Genomic DNA, 20,910 nt, shown 5'->3' on the forward strand with positions numbered 1-20,910 from the left:
AAGCGAGGCGATAAAAATGGGGAAAATCATACAGCTCGACGAGGCTTTATCTAATAAAATCGCAGCTGGCGAAGTTGTTGAACGCCCAGCCTCAGTGGTTAAGGAACTTGTGGAAAACGCAATAGATGCAAACAGTACCATTATAGAGATTGAATTGGTGGAGGCTGGACTTGGTTCCATTAGGATCGTGGATAATGGCGATGGGATATTGGCTGATGACATAGAAGCGGCATTTAAACGTCACGCCACAAGTAAAATAAAAGATGAAAATGACCTCTTCCGAATCCGAACACTCGGCTTCCGCGGTGAAGCAATGCCCAGTATTGCTTCAGTTTCCCGTTTTGAAATGAAAAGCAGCACTGGCGAAGGTGTAGGAACGCGCATACTTCTTGAAGGCGGCATGGTTAAGGAACTTGAGGCTTCATCCAGCCGTAAAGGAACGGATATCCTTGTTTCCGACTTGTTTTACAATACTCCTGCAAGGTTGAAATATATGAAAACCATTCATACCGAGCTAGGAAATATTACGGATGTCGCTAACAGGCTTGCACTTTCGCACCCGGATGTTTCTATACGGTTAACACACAATGAGAAGCGTATTCTGCATACGAATGGTAACGGCGATGTCAGGCAGGTGCTAGCCGCAATTTATGGGACGAATATTGCCAAAAAGATGATTCCGGTTCAGGCAAGCTCATTGGACTTCAAATTATCCGGATATATCGTCATGCCCGAAGTCACACGGGCTTCAAGAAATTATATTTCAACCATGATAAACGGCCGCTTCATTAAAAACTATGCGCTCGTGAAAGCAATCCTGGATGGTTACCATACACTTCTACCAATTGGGCGTTTTCCAATTGCTTTGTTGAATATTGAAATGGACCCGATTCTTGTCGATGTCAATGTACATCCGTCCAAAATGGAGGTAAGGCTCAGTAAGGAACAGGAATTGTTCAGTCTTGTATCGGAAACGATCAAATCTTCGTTTAAAAAGATGTCTCTAATTCCAAGTGGATATACACCTGCAGCAAAGCCGGAACAGGTGAAAAGTGAGCAAACTACGCTGGAATTGGACCATGTTGTGGAAAGCGGCAAGCGGGTTCTTGAAGAAGCCAAGAAAGAAGCTTCACTCTTGAAGGATACCTTGATTCGTGAAAAGCAGGAACAAAAGAGTTATGTGGATCATAATGAAGATTTCGACTTTGAACCAGTAAAGGAAATAATCTATAGCAATGAACAGCAGCAAATGGAAGATGTCTATGTACCGGTCTTACAAGATGATGAAAGCAAACCATATTTCGAGTCAGCCGAAAAGTATACAACCTACACTGTCGAACAAGAGGAAGAAATCGAAGCGAATGAACCTGCTAACCGCATCCCTCCCATGTACCCGATTGGGCAAATGCATGGAACATATATTTTCGCCCAAAACGAAAAAGGTTTATATATCATAGACCAACATGCTGCCCAGGAACGGATCAAATACGAGTATTTTAAAGAGAAGGTCGGACGTGTTGAAAACGAGCTACAAGACATGCTGGTTCCCATCACCCTTGAATTTTCAACAGACCAATGTATCCGGATAAATGAATATCGGCATGAGTTGGAAAAAGTCGGCGTCTATTTAGAGGAGTTTGGCTACAACGCCTATATTGTCCGATCGCATCCACAATGGTTCCCTAAAGGAATTGAACAGGAAATACTTGAAGAAATGATTGAACAATTGCTCTCGATGAAAAAGGTCGACATCAAAAAATTGCGCGAAGAAGCAGCTATCATGATGAGCTGTAAAGCCTCCATAAAGGCAAACCGTCATCTGCGCAATGATGAAATCCAAGCACTATTGGATGAACTAAGGCGGACAACCGATCCCTTCACATGCCCTCATGGAAAACCTATAATCATCTCGTATTCCATTTATGAAATGGAGAAAATGTTCAAGAGGATCATGTAATTAAAAGCAATGGAGGACCCTTATGTAATAGGGCCCTTCATTGCTTTTTTAGTTAAATGACCACATTTATTGGTCCAAGGACTTTTATCCTAGGGCTTTTGAAAAGTTTTCAGCTGAAGAGTCCTGTATATTATGTGTACATGACTTTATGTATCTAGGGTTATAGAAACTTTTGAATGTCCTAATCTTTCTGATCCCACTTTAGCATTTTCTCCGATCTCCAACATCATAGTTGCATGTGTATGGCGTAAATCGTGAAATCGTCTGAGAACAAGCTGGGTAAACCAGTCATTAAAGAAATTTAAGAGTGAGCTAATGCCTGCTCTTTTTTATTAGAAGGGTATGTTAAGGATGTTGTTGATTTCCTTGATGAACTAACGGGGCAGGTTAGTGGTAGAAGAAGGTAATCAGGTGTTAAGTAGAGAATAAGGTAGCAATAAATATAAAATTAAATAACTGAGGCGAAAAGGATGGCTCATAATGGGATAGTTTTAGCAGTTAGTGTATCAATATTCAGAGATGATGAAGTCTTAATAATTAGAGAAAATAAACCAACTGCTATTGATAAGTGGAACTTTCCGAGTGGACGCATTGAATATGGTGAAGACATTCTCTATTCAGCTCGTAGGGAGGTAAAAGAGGAAACTGGCTTTGATGTAAAACTTAATGGTACAACGGGTGTATATAATTTTATCAGTAGTACAAACAATCAAGTTATTCTATTTCATTTTACTGGTGAGGTTAATGGTGGTTCATTAAATCTTGAAGAAGATGAAATTTTAGACAGTAGATGGATTAAGGTGAATGACCTTGTGAAATTTGATAATGAAGAACTACGTGAACCAAGGGTACTAAAGCAAATAATAGATAACTTATTAAAAGAGAGGGTACATTCAATTAGTATTTATAATGAACAACTAGATAAATAATTTTTATTAAGCTAACAGCTTCTTTATCAGGAGCTGATCAGCAGCTCCTTTTCTTATGGCACTAAAGGGGCAGCATTCCTGTATTAACTGAAATACTAAAAAGTTTGTGAAGAAATCCACTTAAACTAACGGGTGCTTTACTTCATTAAGAAATAGTAAAATGGAAGAGGTTTTGTATGAGAATTAATGAGAATGAGAAAAAGAATTTATGGAAATCTTTAATAAATAATGGGTTCTTGAGTGCCCTTTTTGTTATGTTAATAGGAATTATAGTTTTGATTTATGTACTAATCTAATTTACTTGTTCAACGTGTGGCTTTACTTCAATATAGAGTAAAGCCTTTTTCTTATTTAATGAGCAAATCTCTTCTATTAAACAAAACCAGCTAAGTTTGTGATTTAATACACTTAAACTAACGGGTGCGTTTCTTTAAAAAGGAATGCTCTTTTCGTATCCAATTAAAAGGAAGTAAATGTTATTATTATATTAAAGATGGTTGCTCTTCTATTATAGGTGGAGAAAGCTTTGATACGATATATACTACAATATTAACTTTGGAGGCACACCACTGCAATAAGACTTATAACGAAATTAAGTTCTTGATATATCCCGTAAAGGACATATTATGAAACAGTGCTTTAATAAAGGAGTTGTATAAAATGAATGAAAATAAAGGTACAGAAATAAAACGCTTTTCAAAAGCAGAAAACATTCTACCTCAGATCAATAGTAAAACTAAGCTAGGCGACTTACGAAAAATCGCGAAGGACATTAAAAAAGATCACGAACTAGCTATGGAACTTTGGTCAACCGAAGAGTTTTTGCCCAGACTATTAGCAATCTTAATTATGGACAAAAAACTTCTTTCACAAGATGTGCTAAATAAGCTTGATAAGGATATGCAGACTCACACTTTTGATGAGCGAAATAACTTAATGGATTGGTTAATGGCTAATCAGCTCACCAAAGACAAGAAGAAAATTGCATTGATGGAGTCATGGGAAAATAGTCCTTCTGCTCTTCAAAGGCGAGCTTTCTGGTATTATCAAGGGCGATTGAGATGGACTGGACAAACACCGCCTGATAACACCACATACTTGCTATCTGCATTAGAAGCTAATATTACGCAGGAAGTACCGGAAGTTCAATGGGCTATGAATTTCACCGCAGGCTGGATAGGCGTTTATGATGAAAAGAATCGTGCACGTTGTATTAAACTTGGTGAGAAAACAGGTCTTTACAAAGATGAAATAGTAGCAAAAGGATGTACTCCCAGCTATTTGCCGGAGTTCATTACAATTGAAGTTAACAAACGACATAATAATTAGTTATCTCTGAAAAATTTATTAGGGTTTAATGCAAAAAATAAAGGAATTCAAAGCCTCAATATGAAAATTGTAATAGGCTAGGACGATCAGAGCTGTCTTTTAGGCAGCTTTTTCTTTATGGAACTAACGGGGCTGTTCCAAAAATCGATAATTGATCGATTTTTGGAGCAGCCTCTTTTTTGTAACGGTAGTTATTTTATCTTTTCATTCTTACATAGGAAGAGTGCTATTTAAACTAGCGCTGGAGTTAGTACAAATAAAATATGATTTGTTTCATCACTCTTGTTCAAAAATCGATGTTTAATATTGGGTGGAATACGCACTACATCCCCTTCATCTAAAAAATATTCAGTGCCTTCCAATTCAACATACGATTGACCTTTCATGACTACAGCAATTTCTTCTTTGTCGTCGTGTGAATAGTGGCTTTCCGTAGTGATTGCGTGTGCATTTAAATCCATCATTAAGAGTTCGATACGTGCTTTCATGAAATCTGGCGTTAACACATCATAGACAATATGGTCGTTATTTTCACGATACACCTTCTTCCGATCTTTTTTTCTAGAAATGAGTGAATCGGTATCAATATCGTTAATGAAAAGCGTAAACAATGGTACATTTAATGCTTTTGCAATCAATTCTAGTACACTTAGCGAAGGGTTTGCTTGTCCTCTTTCAATTTGGCTAATAAGCGAAGTGCTGATTCCTGCATAATCGGCAAATTCACGAATTGTCATATCGTTTTTCTTACGATAACTTAATACTGTTTGACCAAGGCGATAATTAATCATGGTAAAGACTCCTTTCCACAATAATGTATATTTCATTCCTTTTGTGCTGACATACTGAACATAAGTAATTAGTACTTTCTTAAATTACATAAAAATTTTATACTTACGTTTGTACATTATATTATATAAATTTCAATATTATAAACAAGGAATCGGAGGATATAAAATTGCAATCATCAATTATTTCTTATGTAATTTTATTTTTTGGCGTATTTGCATTATCAACTTCAGCAATCTTTGTAAAGTTAGCAGATGCACCTGCGACAATCACGGCGTTCTATCGGCTGTTTTTTGCAACAATAATGCTTTTGCCATTTTTATTAATAAATAAAAGGAATCGACATGAATTATATTCATTGTCAAAAAAACAATGGGGACTCGGACTATTATCAGGCTTATTTTTAGCAGTTCATTATGTATTATGGTTTGAATCATTAAATTACACTTCTGTAGCAAGTTCGACGGTTATCGTTACATTGCAGCCACTTTTTTCGATGGTCGGTGGATATTTTCTATTTAAAGAGAGATTCAGTAAAGGTGCTGTAATAGGTTGTCTTGTAGCGATTGCCGGAAGTATCGTTATTGGATGGCAAGATTTTCAAATTAGTGGACAAGCTTTATTTGGTGATATACTAGCCTTTATTGCAGCGGGGGTTATTACAGCCTATTTCTTTGTAGGCCAGCATGTTCGTAAAAAGCTATCTCTTATTCCATATTCAGTTATCGGTTATGCCAGCAGTGCACTATTTTTGTGTATTTTTGCGTTCAGCCAGCAAACTTCTTTCGTTGATTATTCCACACAAACATGGTTGTCCTTTATTGGATTAGCGTTTATTGCAACGATATTAGGGCAAACGATTTTTAATTGGCTGTTGAAATGGCTAAGTACTTCAGTTATTTCAATGAGCATATTAGGAGAGACGATTGGAACCTGTATACTCGCTTATTTTATTTTGGATGAGGTTATTTCTTTACAACAAGGTATGGGTATCGCACTCATCTTAATCGGTTTAGCATTATTTTTACTACAGCAAAGAAATAACGAATAAATAATAGAGATTAATTGGCGGTACGAGAAAGAATAGATTTAATTGAAGAACATTTATAAGAAGAATATCTTTTAAAATGACTTCCTTGTTCAATTAAAGGCGCGATTCTTGAAGAAGTTTCGCTTTTCTTAATGAACTAACAGGGTGCGTTAGCTGAAGATCGGAGCTGCCTTTAAGGAAGCTTTTTCTTTATGCAACTATCGGGGCAGGATAGTTCAACAAGGGAAATGGTTATTTGTGGTAAAGTATAAAAGAATAGTTGTTTAATTTATAGGGGGTTGTTTTAAGTGCAAGAAAACAAAGAAACTCCTGAACGAAAAAGAGAGAGATTAAGACAAGAAGAATTAAAAAGAAATCCGACTGGTAGTTTGAATGATGCTTTTAATAAAGCAAACAGTGGCGGTCTTGCTGATTTAGTAGGAAGTTTAGGTTGGAAAGGTACGGGAATTCTCATTCTTGTAATCATTATTGGCTTTATTTTTGTATCACTTTTCTTCAAGTAACGGATGCGTTAGCTGAAGATCGGGGCTGTCTTTAAGGCAGCTCTTTTCTTATGGAACTAAAGGGGCAGGATAGTTCAATAAGAAAAGGGAATTTTTTCTTGAGGTATAAAGGACGATTTTTGGTAAGATGTCTTTATGGAGAAGTGATATTACAATGAAAATTTTAAAAAATAGAATAAAGCCTTTGTTTATTCCAGCGTTACTTTTATGGATAACAGCAGGAATTATCCACTTTGTTTCCACCTTGCATTACGGTGTTTACAATGATTATCGGTCTATGGCATATATCTTCATAGTCATTGGATTGTCTTTAACATTAATTGAACGGTATTTACTAGAAAAGGCAACAAAAAAGGAACTAATTGGGCTAGGTTTGACATTTCTACTAATCATTTCATCTCAATTGTGGGTTATATATTTTTTGTAATTGAACAAACGGATGCTTTACCTCAATATCAGGAGCCAATTAGCTGCTCTTTTTTTTATGGACTAAAGAGGCAGAATAATTGAGGATGTATTTTAGAGGAATATAATTGGAGTAATTATGAAGATAAAAAGAGGATACAAAAGATGAAAAAGAAAGGCAAAGAAGGCTTTTTCAAAAGCATAATTAATGAAATTCGTGATTCCATCTTATCTGAATTGGTTTTTAACATCTTAACTCTTATTCCAAGAATGATAATTCGTTTAGTAAAGAGTTTATTTTAATTGATTAAGTCGAAAGTACTTCTTAATGAACTAACGGGTGCGTTAGCTGAAAGATCTGAGCTGTCTTTAAGGCAGCTTTTTCTTATGGTACTAACGGGGCAGGTTAGTTCATTAAAGAAATGTACATTGGCATATTTTCCTTACATAAGGAAGGATTTCTGTTAGGATGATTATCGGAACGTAATTATATGTTGAATATAGGAACGAGGATAATGTATGAATGAAACAAAAGAAGTTTTGCCATTAAGGAAATCTTATTGGAGTATTTTATCACTGGTTTGTGTTTTATTAGGAATTCTATTCTGGTTTATATTCTTTTTGGTTCCTAGTCAAAATATAGGTCTTGACAAAGGGTTTCCTATTTGGGCTTGGACTTTTATTATGAATCCAATTGGTATCATCTTGGCTAGGATAGGTTCAAAATACAATAATAAATTTTCTTTGTTTGGGATTGCAGGGAATCTATTTATGACATTTAGCATATTTTTTGCTTGGTATATTGGTTATCTAGTTGAATGGCTGTCCTCCCTTATTCATTAAAAATTTTCTAATTAGAGTTAAACCATAATGGTTTGGAAAAAACGTATAAAAGAAAGGCATTTTAAGCTAGGTGGGATTAGAGTGGTTAAAGACTTTTTTGGTTCTATATTTGCAACTATATTTGGTATTATCGCAACCTGGACTGGTTTGATCTATACGACTCGTTATCGGTTTGATAATAGAAAATTTTTTGAACACATCAAATATATAACGCCCTTACCTCTAACATTTAATTATTGGTTTCTTAAAGTTTTATTTATTTTCGGAGGATTAATGTGTGTTGTTTTGGGTCTATACGAAATTCTTTAAGGTATTCCTTAATGAACTAACGGGGGCGTTATCTGTAGATCGGTGCTGTCTTTAAGGCAGCTTTATGCAACTAACGGGGGACAGGTGATTTTAATACTTACTGTATGAATATAGCAGGAACTCTAAGTTATATTTTAGTAGGTAAATTGAATGAAATCCCTCAAGGTCAGATTGAAATGATACATCTTTCCTTCTTTGATTTATTTAAAAAGTATAGATTTTTTGAAGACAAAATAGGGAACTTTAACGATTTTTCACAAGAATATAAAAACTATGAAGAGACAAGGGAATTATTATTACAGTTGCTATGTAAATAAACATTCCTTATTAAGCTAAAGGGTGCGTTAGCTGAAGATCGAAGCTGTCTTTATGGCTGGAACTAACCGTGCGTTCGTATTATAAGGTTAGCCAGTTTTTACTGGTTGGCCTTTTTTAAATAGAACCGTTATATAATTAGCCAGGGGAGGACGTACGGGTGCGTGGGGCTTGATCCCGTGAACTAAACTGTCCGCCCCCTACTTGTAGAAACAAGTTTGAGGCTGGTTGGGATGCAGATCTCACGTAGTGGTTTTTAATCTCTGAAACAACTCGTATGCCGCAATGGCAGCTGACAATCTGAATCCTTTTTAAAATCTGAATTAGGAACAGGGAAGCTGCCACTTTGTATGAACTTTGTTTCCTTCGAATGTAAGTAAGCTTTGATAATAATGTTCAACTTCCAACACCTCAATGACACATTAAACGAAATTATTTTATTCTTCCTTATCGAAAATATAATCTAGGTTACCCCTCTATTTTATTAATTAGTTCCTCCTCTTCACTCAACAAATTTATAAATTTTTCTAAGGATGCAGGTACATACTTATCTTTTCGATAAATGAAAACTGTCCTAACTTTTCCATTCGGAATTGAGTGTTGTCGAATGATTCCTTCTTGTACCTGTTTTGAAACAACACTTTGCGGAAGCATACTTATACCTAGACCAGCTGCTACACAACCGATGATCCCATCTATAGTGCCAAATTCCATTATCTTATTGGGTATCATCTTCTCTTGTTGTAGCCATAGTTCAAACTTTTCCCGATAAGCACATCCTGCATGAAATACAAGCAGCGTCCTTGTTTGAATATCTTTGATAGAAGATATAGGAGGATGAACTGTATCTGTAATGAGCATTAGTTCTTCTTCGAATACTTCTTTCTGAATGAGATCTGGATGATTAATGGGTCCAGCCACAAATGCTCCATCAAGTTCATTCTGAAGGACTGCTTGAATATTTTGTTCAGTGGAGCCTGTTTTTAAAGTTAAATCAACCTCTGGAAAATCTTTGTGATACTTTGAAAACAAGACTGGTAAGCGAACTGCTGCGGTTGTTTCCATTGAACCAATAATTAACGGACCTCTGGGTGTTTGATCATCATTCATCATATTTTTGGTCTCTTCTATAAGATCGAATATTTTTTCTGTATATGTTAGCAACATGCTTCCTTTGTCAGTTAATGCAGTGCCACGATTATGTCTATAAAAAAGAGTTGTTTGAAGATCCGATTCCAACTGCTGTATTTTCATCGTGATATTTGACTGTGCATATTGAAGTTCTCTTGCTGCTTGAGAAATGCTTCCCATCTTAGCAACACTGTGGAAAATTTTTAATGAGTGCAAATCCAAAATAATCTCTCCTTAGTTGATATATCTTTTAGCCATCATTATGAGTGATACCAAATATCGATTTTAAGTATTATACCATATAGCAAAAAGAAGATATGCTTATAATATCCTACATTTCAGTTGGACACTCTAAAATCATTATTTATTTTGAGGGGAGATACAAGATGCCATTATTACGTTTTGATTTAGTAGAAGGAAGAAACGAAGAAACTTTAAAGAAATTATTGGATTCGGCTCACCATGCGATGGTGGAAGCTTTCCAAGTGCCTGAAAGTGATCGTTATCAAATAGTTCATCAACACCCGCCGCATGAGCTAATAATCGAGGATACCGGACTGGGGTTTAAAAGAAGCAGAGACCTAGTAATCATTAGTATTGTAAGTAAAAAAAGAACTGTAAAACAGAAAGAAACCTTATACTCACTTCTTGCTCATAAACTTGAATCGGACTGTGGGATTTCTCCACAGGACTTGATGGTTTCTATAGCAGAAAACAGCGATGCTGACTGGAGTTTTGGACGAGGGGAAGCACAGTTTCTAACAGGTTCATTATAGTTAATTGGAGGAGAATCTTTGAAGAATCAAACTTATCATTTTTTAATAGGGGGAATATTTTCTTTAATCATTGCTATGGGGATTGGAAGATTTGCATATACTCCCATTCTTCCCCTTATGCAAAAAGAACTTTCTTTATCAAATACAGCTGCTGGTTATATAGCAACCAGTAATTACGCAGGATATTTGCTTGGAGCAATTTTAGCAAGTGCCATTCCTTTTAAGAAGTATAGAACCATTTTGTTAAGAATAAGTCTAATCATCAGTATCTTAACCACGGCCCTAATGGGTCTCACATACTCTAATTCACTTTGGAATGGAATTCGCTTCCTATCAGGATTTGCCAGTGCTTTTGTATTGGTCTTAGCCTCCGGTATCGTGTTAGATAAACTTGCAACTATAAGAAAAACCAGTTGGTCGGGGATGTTTTATGGGGGAGTAGGTTTGGGAATCTTTTTATCAAGTCTAATGATTCCGAGTTTAAACCATTTATTTCGGTGGGAAGGAACATGGATAGGACTAGCTATTGTGAGTGGAATTCTTGCTATCTTTGTATGGATCTGGCTCGATGAAACCCCCAACGTCGTCGAGAAGAAAAATAAACGAGATATGATTGGAAAAGTACCCCCCGCTAAATGGCTTATATGGTTGATTATTGCGTATGGTTTAGAAGGATTGGGTTACATTGTTACAGGAACGTTTATCGTAGCTATCGCTGAAAAGACCTCATCCTTTCATAATGGTGCCACCTTAGTTTGGATGATGGTGGGATTGGCTGCGATTCCGTCCTGTCTCATCTGGTCTTTACTAGCTAAAAAATGGGGATTCATTAAATCTTTAGTGCTTGCAATGGCTCTGCAATCCTTCGGTATTGCGATGCCAGCCTTTTGGATGTCAAAAACTAGTTTTGTCATTAGTGCTTTATTATTTGGAGCCACCTTTATGGGTATCACCACCCTGGCTACAACATTGGGACGAGAAATGAATCCATCTGATAGCAGTCGGACTATTGGCATTCTCTCTGCTATTTATGCTATTGGACAGTTGATAGGACCAGCCCTTGCTGGAGTCTTATCATCATTCACACATGATTTTAATGCTGCTTTTATTGGCGCAGCGTGTGTTGTCTTCTTTGGGGCAATTTTGCTTTCAAGTGGGATTCATTTCGAGAACAACCCTAACATAATAAATTCAATTATCCAATACAAAAAAACAGAAGAGAAATAATAGGGATTAAAATACAAAATCGGGGGAGTAATTGATGTTAAATAATGAAATGATGAAGCATTTGAAGATTAAGAATCCTATTATACAAGCTCCTATGGCTGGCGGGATCACCACTTCGAATTTAGTGGCCGAGGTATCCAATGCTGGGGGACTTGGAATGATCGGAGCAGGCTATCAGACACCAATACAATCAAGAGAGCAGATTAGAGAAATCAAGCAGTTAACGTCAAACCCTTTTGGCATCAATCTATTCGTGCCAAACGAGTTTAACGTAACGTCAGACGCAGTCCAATCAGCTAACCAGCTTTTACACACTGTTCGTAAGCAATTAAATTTAGAACAAACAGACAGCTTTGACATTCCTGAGTATAAAAAAATTTTTGAAAGCTTTATTGAACAGGTTAAGGTTGTCATTGAAGAGAATGTATCTATTTGTTCCTTTACATTTGGTATTCCTCCCAAGGAAGTGATGGATGAATTAAAACAGCATAAAATCACTCTTATAGGAACAGCTACAACGGTTAGGGAAGCCGTTGAAAATGAAAAAGCAGGAATGGATATGGTTGTTATTCAGGGCAGTGAAGCTGGCGGGCACCGCGGGAACTTTATTGGTGGTCATAAGGAGAGCCTGGTAGGTTTAATGTCACTTATTCCGCAGGTTGTTGACAATGTAAGCATACCTGTTATTGCTGCGGGCGGAATTATGGATGGAAGAGGATTAATGGCTTCACTCTGCTTAGGAGCACAAGGTGTACAAATGGGTACAGCTTTCTTGACATGTATCGAAAGTGGAGCACATAAGGTACATAAAGAAGCCATTTTGAATGCTGATGAAGACCAGACAACCTTTACCCGCGCCTTTTCTGGTAAATGGGCAAGAGGTATTAAAAACAAATTTATTGCAGATATGTCGGAACATGAATTGCTTGTACCCGATTTTCCTGTTCAAAACCTATTAACTCAAGAAATTAGAAAAACGTGCAGTGGACAGAATAATCAAGACTTCATGTCACTCTGGTCTGGCCAGAGCCCAAGATTAGCTAAAAATCAATCTGTTGTATCATTAATGAAAAATATTATTACAGAAGCAAAAAAAATAAATCTATTATGAGATGTTACGAGGTTAAAAGAATTCAGCTTTTCAAGCGGATCATGTAATTAAAAGCAATGGAGAACCCTTATGTAATGGGGTTCTCCATTGCTTTTTTAGTTAAATGACAACATTTATTGGTCCATACTCTTTTTTTCTAGAGCTCTTGAAAAGTTTTCTGCAGTGGAGTCCTGTATATCATGAGTAACTGAGTTAGTTCCTGTTTATAAAGTCAAGTAATAACTTGTGTGAATACTTTATATCACTATTTATTTCACTATCTTCTACAGAGCCTAAAATACGCAACGCTTTTCTTATTATGATTTCATCAGTTACAAACTCATCGGTAATTAATTCAACTAAATTTTGAGATGCGCTTTCTTGAATATATATATCTGAGTTAGTTTAAAGGAACATAATCAGTGTAGATGCGAGTTCTGTCAAATCTTTATAACTACTTACCCATATGCTTATACCATCTAAAATGTCCTCAGTATCTATACTTTTACACAACTCTTTTGCACGTTCAACGGATAACTCATATCCACCAATGTATTTGGACAAATTCTTTAAAAGTCTTAAAGATAACGGAAATTTTGTTCTCTTCAGTGTCAATAAATGTTATTTCTGGTTCATCTTTATTTTTTCTATAATCTAATACAAGCCACGTATGTTCATCTCCGGAAATTGTTACAAAATCTTTTTTTTTAATTCCCCATTCATTAAGAAGGTATTTTGATTTATAAATTCCTTCATTCTCTTTAATTCCAAACAGAAAGTCTACAGCAATATGATCATCAGCGTAGGAATTTTTAAAACTCACTGGTAATGCCTTGTATTTTAAATATCGCCCATTTTGAATTTTTAATAGTTCAATATATTCTTTTGGGAGATTAATGTTTAAATTTATTTCAGCATCAAGGATATCTCCTGCTGTTAATTCATTTAGTTTATATTCATCAAAATCCATATCTTCGAATTCTTCAAAAATAGATTCCAAGTATCGCACTCTCCTTTATTGTTTTCACTTAAACATAATATAAATAATACTAGCAGCGACGTTGCGAGATATGTTTAACATACACTAGTCAAGACTTTTAAAAGGATCTATATGGGCATTTAGCTAGTAAATCTCAATCTATTACAAAAGTCCCGTTTGATAAATATGGTTTTCCGGAATTTAAGGAATATGCACAGGTAAGGTATAAGAGGAATATTGGAAATTTACTAGTTAAACCCAAGATAGGCATTGTAATATTAATTTAGCATTGGCAGCGGAAGTAAATCCATCATTAAAGTATCTTATGAAAAATAGGAAATAATCCTTAAGGGCTTTGTTTGGCACCATCATCAACAAAGAGGGCTAATGCAATTATTCGATAAGTCAATTTGAGCTATTAATAGCAAAATTTCTTATCCTAAGCTTTTTTAGTGAAATAAGTATCATCGATTAATAGCGAGAATAATTTATAAACTTGCTATTGAGATTTATAAAAACGAGAGTAATAAACTTTAAAAAGGGGTCTATAAACAATCTGTTAAGTGAATTCCTAATAATAGTGAAGAACATTTTTCCCGCGTTAGTAATAGGCAACGTAAGTACAAAAAGTATCCAATCTAAATAATTCCATTAGATAAAAAAGATGGGAAATAAGTTGTGAAACATGGTAGAATTATAAAATGTGAGTAGAATGTCATAGGAGGAATGTATCAATGAAAAAATACTTAATGGTAGCAAGTGCATTATTTACCGTTCTAAGTCTAATCCTGATTAACGGAGGCATGAACGTTTCTGCAAACGTTGGACTTGATTCAATGCAAGCAGCAAAGCCAATCAATGTAAATGCTGTTAACCATGCCATCCTTAATGGAAATGGAGATTATGAAGATTATTGGAAATTCACGTTGACTAAACCGGGACAAGTCACCTTTAACATGAATAACTATCCGGGATATGCATGGGAATTTGAAATCTTAGATGGTAGTGGAAATGAGTTTACAGGTGGAACAACTGATTACAGCAATAAAGCGATGGGTGTGTCGGCAAGGAAAGTAGGATTGCCTGCTGGTACTTATTACATACATATTGAAGATTATACTGATTCTATTAATAAAACATATTATTTTACTGTTAATTTTTCAGAAAATGCAAATGTGGAATACGAATTCAACAACAGTTCGAGTGTAGCAAACCGAATTAATTTGAATACTCCTTATGTTGGTGAGATACAAAATTATAGCGATGAGGATTATTTTAGATTCACCCTCCCTGAAGATGGGGCAGTTACTCTCAATATGAGTCAAAAAGCTGATGTCGGATGGGAAGCGAGCATATTAAATAAAGAAGGGGAAGTGCTTAGTGAGCTGACGACTGAATATTCTTCAAACGTCACAAAACCGACGGAACGGACGGTCGGGCTACCTAAAGGAGAGTATTTAATTCATATTGAAGATTATTTCGATTCAATTCACCAGCCCTATGCCTTTACCGTGAAGTTTGCAAAGTCAACTACCTATGAAAAAGAATTCAATAACAACGCCCAGCAGGCAAACAGTATTGGGTTGGGCAAAAACTATTACGGGCACCTCCAAAGTTACGGTGACGCCGATTATTTTACTTTTTTCCTATCAAAACCATCAAGTGTATCTCTAGAGATGGGAAGGAAGCCATCTGTCAGTTGGAATATGAGCCTTTATAATTCAAACGGTGATGAAGTGGGATCGTTTCATACGAAGTATGACCAGTTTGCAAACGGTATAGAATCGAAGAGGTACTCTCTTCCGGCAGGGCGGTATTATATATCGGTGGACGATTATTCAGACGCTCTTAATTATAGATACCAACTGGCTGTAAAAGTCCCAACGCCGTCAATCAGCAGTAAGTCGGTACAAATAACAAATTATGTAGGCAAATCAGATAGCGTGAAAGTGAGTACCCTGGCTAAAGGCGATGTAGTGAAGTTGTTCGATTCGAAAGGAAAGCTATTTGCTACATCTAAACCTGTTTCAGGTTCCACTACAACTTTTAACATCAAACAATTAGGAAAAAATGCCGGTTTTATTTATGTGTCAAACATCCGGAGTGGTATGCTTGAGAGTTCAAGAGTAAAGGTATCGTTTAAAGCTGAACCGAAGACACCTAAGCCAAGCGTTTCCAACATTACGGTTAAGAATAATAAAGGAAAGTCAGATTCAGTAATAGTCAAAGGATTGAAAAAAAGCGATGTTGTAAAACTATATTCATCCTCCGGGAAGTATCTATCAAAAAAAACATCAACTTCTTCCTCTGCAACCATTACGGTTAAGCAGTTAGGTAAGGGCTCAGGATCAGTTTATGTAACCGTGACACGCCCTGGAATGAATGAAAGCGACAAAGTGAAAAAAACATTTAAAGCAGAATAGCATATTAGAAGAGTAGAGTGTATTATCAAAAAGGATTAGCGGCTTACAAAGCAAGGGGAGAAAATTTGGTATTAAAAATTTATATCATGGGGAATAAAGAAAAAGGGAGACACTCAAATAGGGAGTGTCTCTTTTTAGGCGATGAAGAAGATTGTTCAGAGCTGTATTCTTCATGAAATGTTAATGATATAAGGATATCGACTGAAAGCCTCTTAGGATACAAAGGGAATGGAGACAACCGCAAAAATGAAGTGAATAATCTGTTGCTGTATTAGGGAGAGCAATTTAGAATTTCTTATATTATAAGAAGAAACTCGATAGAATATATATAAAATGTATAATGACCAATTGTATCTAAGTGTGTATAGGAGTGATAATGCTCATAAACCATGCACCAAGATGTAAGTTATTGGAGTAAATGAATTCGGCTTTTTAAGCGGATTATGAAAAAAGCAATGGAGAACCCTAATGTAATAGGTTTCTCCATTGCTTTTTTCGATTTATAGACGTCATCCATGACATGAAGGGGGAAAGGCCTTGATCAGGGTAAACGGCTTCCCCACGTTATCTTCAATAATAATATGGGGGATTTGGCTGGTAATGATAATTGTATGCCGGGGCAGTATACATTTGATTACCATAGGAATTATTATATTGCGGATATTGCTGCATGTCTTCTTCGGCCGCTCGATGGCAGTTGGCTGGCGGACCGATGAATGTTGATGGCTGAACCGGTGCAATTGCTTTTTTCCATTGGTTTTCATCCATGCAATAAGTATGTGCCATAATATTTGCAGGCGTCAATTTCAAGATATCGGAACCGAGGATCACCTCAGGTGTTGGTGCATTAAAAATGGCGAGCAAATGAGTATTATCCGTATTAGCCACTTCATAATGCCACCAACCTTGTGGGACGTTGGCTACTTGACCGGGTTTAATGGGATAATTTTGTATTTGCTTTGTAAAAGGATTCAGTAATGAAACGGTTGCCGCTCCAGAAATGCAATACACGAGCTCTGCTGCATTTTGGTGATAATGCGGTTCTACGACATTGTCTGTACTAAGGTAAATATCTAATAATGAAACATTTTCGAGTGTGTTCAATTGTTTGATACCTAATACATTTATATAGTTTTGATTGTCTTTTTTCATTAAATTGCTTTTATTAATATCGAAAAAGTATTGTGTGGATGGTGAAGTATAGTCCATATAGGAGACCATGAATTTATCATTCCTTTTTTTAAGACTTGATTTTTCAGGATATGTTAGATCTCATTTTAATGTGCAATAACCCAGTGGGTTATTTGCCTATGGAGCTAATAAGGAGTATTGAAGATACTGTCATTGAATGAATGATAGGCAGTGACTTCGTGTAACGAATAGCCAAAAACCGATGGTTATTAGAATAATATTATTTTTATATATTTTAAAACCGAATCTACTAAACTGAATTTTTGATATAATCAAACTTTTGCTAAGCGTAATTTTCCCATTGCATGACTTTAAATTACAGTGATATAATGTTCTCTGTGATTTTAAAGTTTAACATAGGAAGTGGCTAAATTGTCGAACAATTCAAAAGAGAGTAAATTCGTCCCGTACGTCTCTGCATCTAAATCTCTACCGGAATTGACTGCAACTGCAATCATTCTAGGGATCATTCTTGCAATCGTATTCGGGGCGGCAAATGCATACTTAGGCCTACTTATTGGTTTAACTGTCTCTGCTTCAATACCCGCGGCGGTAATTTCAATGGCTATTTTAAGAGGGGTTTTTCGCAGGGATTCAATATTAGAAAACAATATTGTGCAAACGATGACCACGGCAGGTGAGGCTATTGGTGCCGGTGCTGTATTTACCATTCCAGCATTATTTATGTGGGACATGGACGTCAGTCAAGCATTCATCATTTTCGTTGTTTTAACTGGGGGATTTTTAGGGGTCTTCATGATGGTTCCCCTTCGCCAGCTTTTAATTGTAAGGGAACATGAAACATTACCTTATCCTGAAGGTACAGCATGTGCCGAGGTCCTGAAGTCAGGAGAAAAGGGTGGTACAAGCGCGAAACTAATCGGAGCCGGTTTGGTTATCGGCGGTGTGGTTAAAGGGCTTGGTGATGGGTTTAAGCTTTTCAAGACAGAGGTTGAAACAGGAATCACGAATTTTAAAAATGCGGTGGTTGGTCTTGATGCCTTTCCTTCCCTTTTGGGTGTAGGTTATATTATTGGACCTCGTGTTGCAGGACAAATGCTAGGTGGGGGTTTATTAGCCTGGGTTGTTCTAATACCGGCCATCAGCTTTTTTGGCGGAAGCAATGGAACAGCCATTTTCCCTTCTGAAGTACCGATCGGTGAATTGGATGCATGGGGAATTTGGGATAATTATATACGCTACATTGGTGCTGGTGCCGTTGCAACTGGCGGATTGATCACATTGATCAAAACATTACCAATACTTTTCAGTTCAGTTTTCGATACTCTTAAAGGTGTAAAAGCCAATAAAGGGCAACTAAAATCAGGTTCGATCCGTACAGAACAAGACATACCGGCTAAATACGTTTGGCTGGGAACGATCATCGTTATTTTAATCATTGCTTTCACACCTATCACGGATGTAGGAATCATCGGTGCGATTGCAATTGCGATTTTTGGGTTTTTATTCGTGACAGTAGCTTCAAGGGTTGTTGGGATCGTCGGAAGTTCTTCTTCCCCAGTCTCAGGAATGACGATAGCCACACTATTGATTGTAGCGATTGTCTATAAAGCTACTGGTTTTACTGGTACGACGGGGATGGTAGCCGCTTTAACCGTCGCTGCGATCATTTGTACGGCACTTGCGGTTTCAGGTGATGTTTCTCAAGATCTAAAAACAGGATATATCGTCGGCGGAACACCATGGAAACAACAAGTTGCCATGATGATCGGTGTTGTTGCATCAGCTTCTGTCATTGGTTTTATCCTGGTTCTGATGGATAACGCATATACGATGGGATCTGCAGAACTGCCTGCACCTAAAGCGGCACTAATGAAAATACTTGCTGAAGGTGTTCTTGGAGGAGACTTACCTTGGACACTCATCTTTATCGGTGCGGCTATTTCGATCACATTAGAATTTTTCGGTCTAAATTCACTTGTTGTTGCTGTCGGCATATACTTGCCGGTTCATACTAGTGCCCCAATCATGATCGGTGGATTTATTCGTTTCTTCGTTGAGTTCTTCTCGAAAACAAAAGAAGCGCTTAAAGCACGGGTTGATAGAGGAGTATTATTTGCATCTGGTTTAATAGCGGGTGAATCATTGATTGGTGTACTTATTGCCATATTGATAGCAGCAGGTGTCCAAGTTCCGGCTGCGGCTAAATTAGCCAGCAATTTGCTACCTTTCCTACTATTCCTTGCTCTAGCTGGATTGCTATGGTTCGTATCCAGCAAAGGGAAAAAAGAAGATGCTTCGTAAACGCCAATCAAAAAAGAGGAACCTGTTAACCATGGTTCCCCTTTTGGAAAAACGCGTCACTATGGTACAAGAATCTTCGGAAGCAACTTTTTTAGTCATTCAAAGGACCAATTTTGTGGAACGAATTACAATTCGTTTCTTTAAACAACCATCAGTCCGTAAAATCAAGCTTGATAAGTTTGGGGCATATGCCATTAAACAGATGGAGTTCCAAAGAAATGTAAATCAGATTTCTGAAGCGATGAGTGAACATTTTGGAGAGGAAGCAGAACCAACCTTACCGAGGTTGATGAAATTCCTGGAAATTCTTGAGGTTCATGATTGGATCATATGGGATGATGAAGAAGAAAAATGAAAAAAAGCTGAAGCTCTTTTGGATGCTTCAGCTTTTTTCTGTTTTAAATTTGATAAAAATCAAAAATTTTCATAGTTTACGACATTCTAATAATCTGTATTTTTACGAAAATGAACTCTGAGTATAATTATTTGTAATAACTTTATATACGTTGTATTCTTGTACTATTAGTCATGATTAATAGTACAAGAATATTCATATTATGAAGAGCAGGTGGGTTATTATGGGAAGAGTACAAGGTAAAGTAGCATTAGTGACAGGTGGAGCTTCAGGTATAGGGTTATCCATATCCACACTAATGGCTAAAGAAGGCGCAAAAGTCGTGATTGCTGATTTTAACGAAGCAGGAGCGAAAGAAGCGGCTGAAAACATTAAAAAACAAGGTGGGGAAGCGGCTGGAGTATTCTTGGATGCTGGACAAGCAGCTTCCATCCAGGCAGCAGTCGACTTTACAATTGAACAATATGGAACGGTTACGGTACTTGTTAATAATGTGGGTTTAACTAACTTGCATAAAGATCTGGATGTCGTGAATTTAGATTTGGAAGAATGGGACCGACTCATGGATGTGAATTTAAAAAGTGTGCTATTAGGAAGCAGGTTTGCGATTCCTTATATGATTAAAGCGGGAGGAGGGTCGATAATCAATACGGCCTCCATGGCTGGATTTACAGGTGACTCCGTACGATCTGCATATGGTGCGTCCAAAGCGGGGGTAGTGAATTTGACCCGTTATATCGCTGCACAGTATGGTAAAGATCATATTCGTTGTAATGGAGTGGCACCGGGCCTTATTTTAACTCCTGCAGCGAAAAATAATATGCCTCCTGCCGTACTCGATATTTTTGCCAAATTTAATGCATTGCCATATCATGGTGAAGCGGATGATATCGGTTATACCGTTCTATTCCTTGCATCTAATGAGTCCAAATTCATTACAGGTCAGACGATCCAAGTGGAAGGCGGTCATTATATGGCCAACCCAAGCATCTCTGATTTTAATGATTATGTAACTAAAGCAAAATCCAATTAATTGTCTGGAC

20 protein-coding genes and 1 pseudogene are annotated in these 20,910 nt (G+C 36.7%); 16 read left to right on the top strand and 5 right to left on the bottom strand.

Annotation, left to right across the window (positions count from 1 at the left end):
• Nucleotides 1-16: 16 nt before the first annotated feature.
• On the top strand, nt 17-1,957 hold the full coding sequence (gene mutL / locus ABC374_RS07275; protein WP_413016686.1) for a DNA mismatch repair endonuclease MutL: 1,941 nt from the start codon (nt 17-19) through the stop codon (nt 1,955-1,957).
• A gap of 146 nt (nt 1,958-2,103) precedes the next feature.
• On the opposite strand, the pseudogene ABC374_RS07280 reads toward mutL, so the two are convergent.
• Nucleotides 2,104-2,220 (bottom strand): annotated as a pseudogene (locus tag ABC374_RS07280) (tyrosine-type recombinase/integrase); the annotation flags it as partial.
• Nucleotides 2,221-2,427: 207 nt separating this feature from the next.
• Between ABC374_RS07280 and ABC374_RS07285 the strand changes: the two are divergent.
• Together ABC374_RS07285 and ABC374_RS07290 are read left to right on the top strand one after the other, a co-directional pair.
• Nucleotides 2,428-2,886 carry an NUDIX domain-containing protein gene (locus ABC374_RS07285; RefSeq protein WP_413016688.1) on the top strand — a complete coding sequence of 153 codons (459 nt, stop codon included), beginning with the start codon at nt 2,428-2,430 and terminating at the stop codon, nt 2,884-2,886.
• A 660-nt stretch (nt 2,887-3,546) separates the two neighbouring features.
• The gene (locus ABC374_RS07290) at nt 3,547-4,215 is read left to right on the top strand and encodes a DNA alkylation repair protein (protein WP_413016690.1); all 669 of its coding nucleotides are present in this window, start codon (nt 3,547-3,549) and stop codon (nt 4,213-4,215) included.
• A 230-nt stretch (nt 4,216-4,445) separates the two neighbouring features.
• On the opposite strand, the gene ABC374_RS07295 is transcribed toward ABC374_RS07290, so the two are convergent.
• Nucleotides 4,446-5,006: a helix-turn-helix domain-containing protein gene (locus ABC374_RS07295; protein ID WP_258831634.1), complete on the bottom strand. Its 561-nt coding sequence runs from the start codon at nt 5,004-5,006 to the stop codon at nt 4,446-4,448.
• Nucleotides 5,007-5,173: 167 nt separating this feature from the next.
• Here ABC374_RS07295 and ABC374_RS07300 point away from each other — a divergent pair, with 167 nt between their 5' ends.
• The 5 genes from ABC374_RS07300 (at nt 5,174) to ABC374_RS07320 (ending at nt 8,432) form a co-directional block, all read left to right on the top strand.
• The gene (locus ABC374_RS07300; protein WP_063575036.1) at nt 5,174-6,055 is read left to right on the top strand and encodes a DMT family transporter; all 882 of its coding nucleotides are present in this window, start codon (nt 5,174-5,176) and stop codon (nt 6,053-6,055) included.
• Between the two features lie 287 nt (nt 6,056-6,342).
• Nucleotides 6,343-6,558 carry a DUF6366 family protein gene (locus ABC374_RS07305; RefSeq protein ID WP_127777896.1) on the top strand — a complete coding sequence of 72 codons (216 nt, stop codon included), beginning with the start codon at nt 6,343-6,345 and terminating at the stop codon, nt 6,556-6,558.
• Nucleotides 6,559-7,482: 924 nt separating this feature from the next.
• Complete coding sequence (locus ABC374_RS07310; protein ID WP_413016692.1) at nt 7,483-7,806, top strand: hypothetical protein; 324 nt, start codon at nt 7,483-7,485, stop codon at nt 7,804-7,806.
• Between the two features lie 27 nt (nt 7,807-7,833).
• Nucleotides 7,834-8,115 carry a hypothetical protein gene (locus tag ABC374_RS07315; protein WP_413016694.1) on the top strand — a complete coding sequence of 94 codons (282 nt, stop codon included), beginning with the start codon at nt 7,834-7,836 and terminating at the stop codon, nt 8,113-8,115.
• Nucleotides 8,116-8,219: 104 nt separating this feature from the next.
• The gene (locus tag ABC374_RS07320; protein ID WP_413016696.1) at nt 8,220-8,432 is read left to right on the top strand and encodes a YxiJ family protein; all 213 of its coding nucleotides are present in this window, start codon (nt 8,220-8,222) and stop codon (nt 8,430-8,432) included.
• A 466-nt stretch (nt 8,433-8,898) separates the two neighbouring features.
• On the opposite strand, the gene ABC374_RS07325 is transcribed toward ABC374_RS07320, so the two are convergent.
• Complete coding sequence (locus ABC374_RS07325) at nt 8,899-9,783, bottom strand: LysR family transcriptional regulator (protein WP_350302057.1); 885 nt, start codon at nt 9,781-9,783, stop codon at nt 8,899-8,901.
• A 164-nt stretch (nt 9,784-9,947) separates the two neighbouring features.
• Between ABC374_RS07325 and ABC374_RS07330 the strand changes: the two genes are divergently transcribed.
• Genes ABC374_RS07330 through ABC374_RS07340 form a run of 3 tightly spaced genes read left to right on the top strand, consistent with a single transcriptional unit; the run spans nt 9,948 to nt 12,675 of the window.
• Entirely contained in the window at nt 9,948-10,337 is a 390-nt protein-coding gene (locus ABC374_RS07330) for a tautomerase family protein (RefSeq protein WP_413016698.1), read from the top strand.
• 18 nt (nt 10,338-10,355) lie between these two features.
• Nucleotides 10,356-11,564, top strand: a complete 1,209-nt coding sequence (locus ABC374_RS07335) for a YbfB/YjiJ family MFS transporter (RefSeq protein WP_413016700.1) — start codon at nt 10,356-10,358, stop codon at nt 11,562-11,564.
• Between the two features lie 34 nt (nt 11,565-11,598).
• Entirely contained in the window at nt 11,599-12,675 is a 1,077-nt protein-coding gene (locus tag ABC374_RS07340) for an NAD(P)H-dependent flavin oxidoreductase (RefSeq protein WP_413016702.1), read from the top strand.
• A 517-nt stretch (nt 12,676-13,192) separates the two neighbouring features.
• Here the strand turns inward: ABC374_RS07340 and ABC374_RS07345 are convergent.
• The gene (locus ABC374_RS07345; protein ID WP_413016704.1) at nt 13,193-13,654 is read right to left on the bottom strand and encodes an SMI1/KNR4 family protein; all 462 of its coding nucleotides are present in this window, start codon (nt 13,652-13,654) and stop codon (nt 13,193-13,195) included.
• 321 nt (nt 13,655-13,975) lie between these two features.
• Between ABC374_RS07345 and ABC374_RS07350 the strand changes: the two genes are divergently transcribed.
• Together ABC374_RS07350 and ABC374_RS07355 are read left to right on the top strand one after the other, a co-directional pair.
• Nucleotides 13,976-14,047 carry an HNH endonuclease gene (locus tag ABC374_RS07350; RefSeq protein WP_350302832.1) on the top strand — a complete coding sequence of 24 codons (72 nt, stop codon included), beginning with the start codon at nt 13,976-13,978 and terminating at the stop codon, nt 14,045-14,047.
• Nucleotides 14,048-14,367: 320 nt separating this feature from the next.
• Complete coding sequence (locus ABC374_RS07355) at nt 14,368-16,056, top strand: hypothetical protein (RefSeq protein ID WP_413016706.1); 1,689 nt, start codon at nt 14,368-14,370, stop codon at nt 16,054-16,056.
• Between the two features lie 570 nt (nt 16,057-16,626).
• Here ABC374_RS07355 and ABC374_RS07360 read toward each other — a convergent pair.
• Complete coding sequence (locus ABC374_RS07360; RefSeq protein ID WP_350302062.1) at nt 16,627-17,277, bottom strand: cupin domain-containing protein; 651 nt, start codon at nt 17,275-17,277, stop codon at nt 16,627-16,629.
• A gap of 342 nt (nt 17,278-17,619) precedes the next feature.
• Here ABC374_RS07360 and ABC374_RS07365 point away from each other — a divergent pair, with 342 nt between their 5' ends.
• The 3 genes from ABC374_RS07365 to ABC374_RS07375 all read left to right on the top strand — a co-directional run bounded on the left by ABC374_RS07365 (nt 17,620) and on the right by ABC374_RS07375 (nt 20,900).
• Complete coding sequence (locus ABC374_RS07365) at nt 17,620-19,512, top strand: OPT family oligopeptide transporter (protein ID WP_230177458.1); 1,893 nt, start codon at nt 17,620-17,622, stop codon at nt 19,510-19,512.
• On the top strand, nt 19,502-19,867 hold the full coding sequence (locus ABC374_RS07370; RefSeq protein ID WP_350302063.1) for a hypothetical protein: 366 nt from the start codon (nt 19,502-19,504) through the stop codon (nt 19,865-19,867). The genes ABC374_RS07365 and ABC374_RS07370 overlap by 11 nt, the downstream gene beginning before the upstream one ends.
• Nucleotides 19,868-20,090: 223 nt before the next feature.
• Nucleotides 20,091-20,900 carry an SDR family NAD(P)-dependent oxidoreductase gene (locus ABC374_RS07375; protein WP_413016709.1) on the top strand — a complete coding sequence of 270 codons (810 nt, stop codon included), beginning with the start codon at nt 20,091-20,093 and terminating at the stop codon, nt 20,898-20,900.
• The last annotated feature ends 10 nt before the right edge of the window (nt 20,901-20,910 follow it).

It is taken from the genome of Peribacillus phoenicis, assembly GCF_047238085.1.
In the GTDB taxonomy this organism is placed as follows: domain Bacteria; phylum Bacillota; class Bacilli; order Bacillales; family DSM-1321; genus Peribacillus.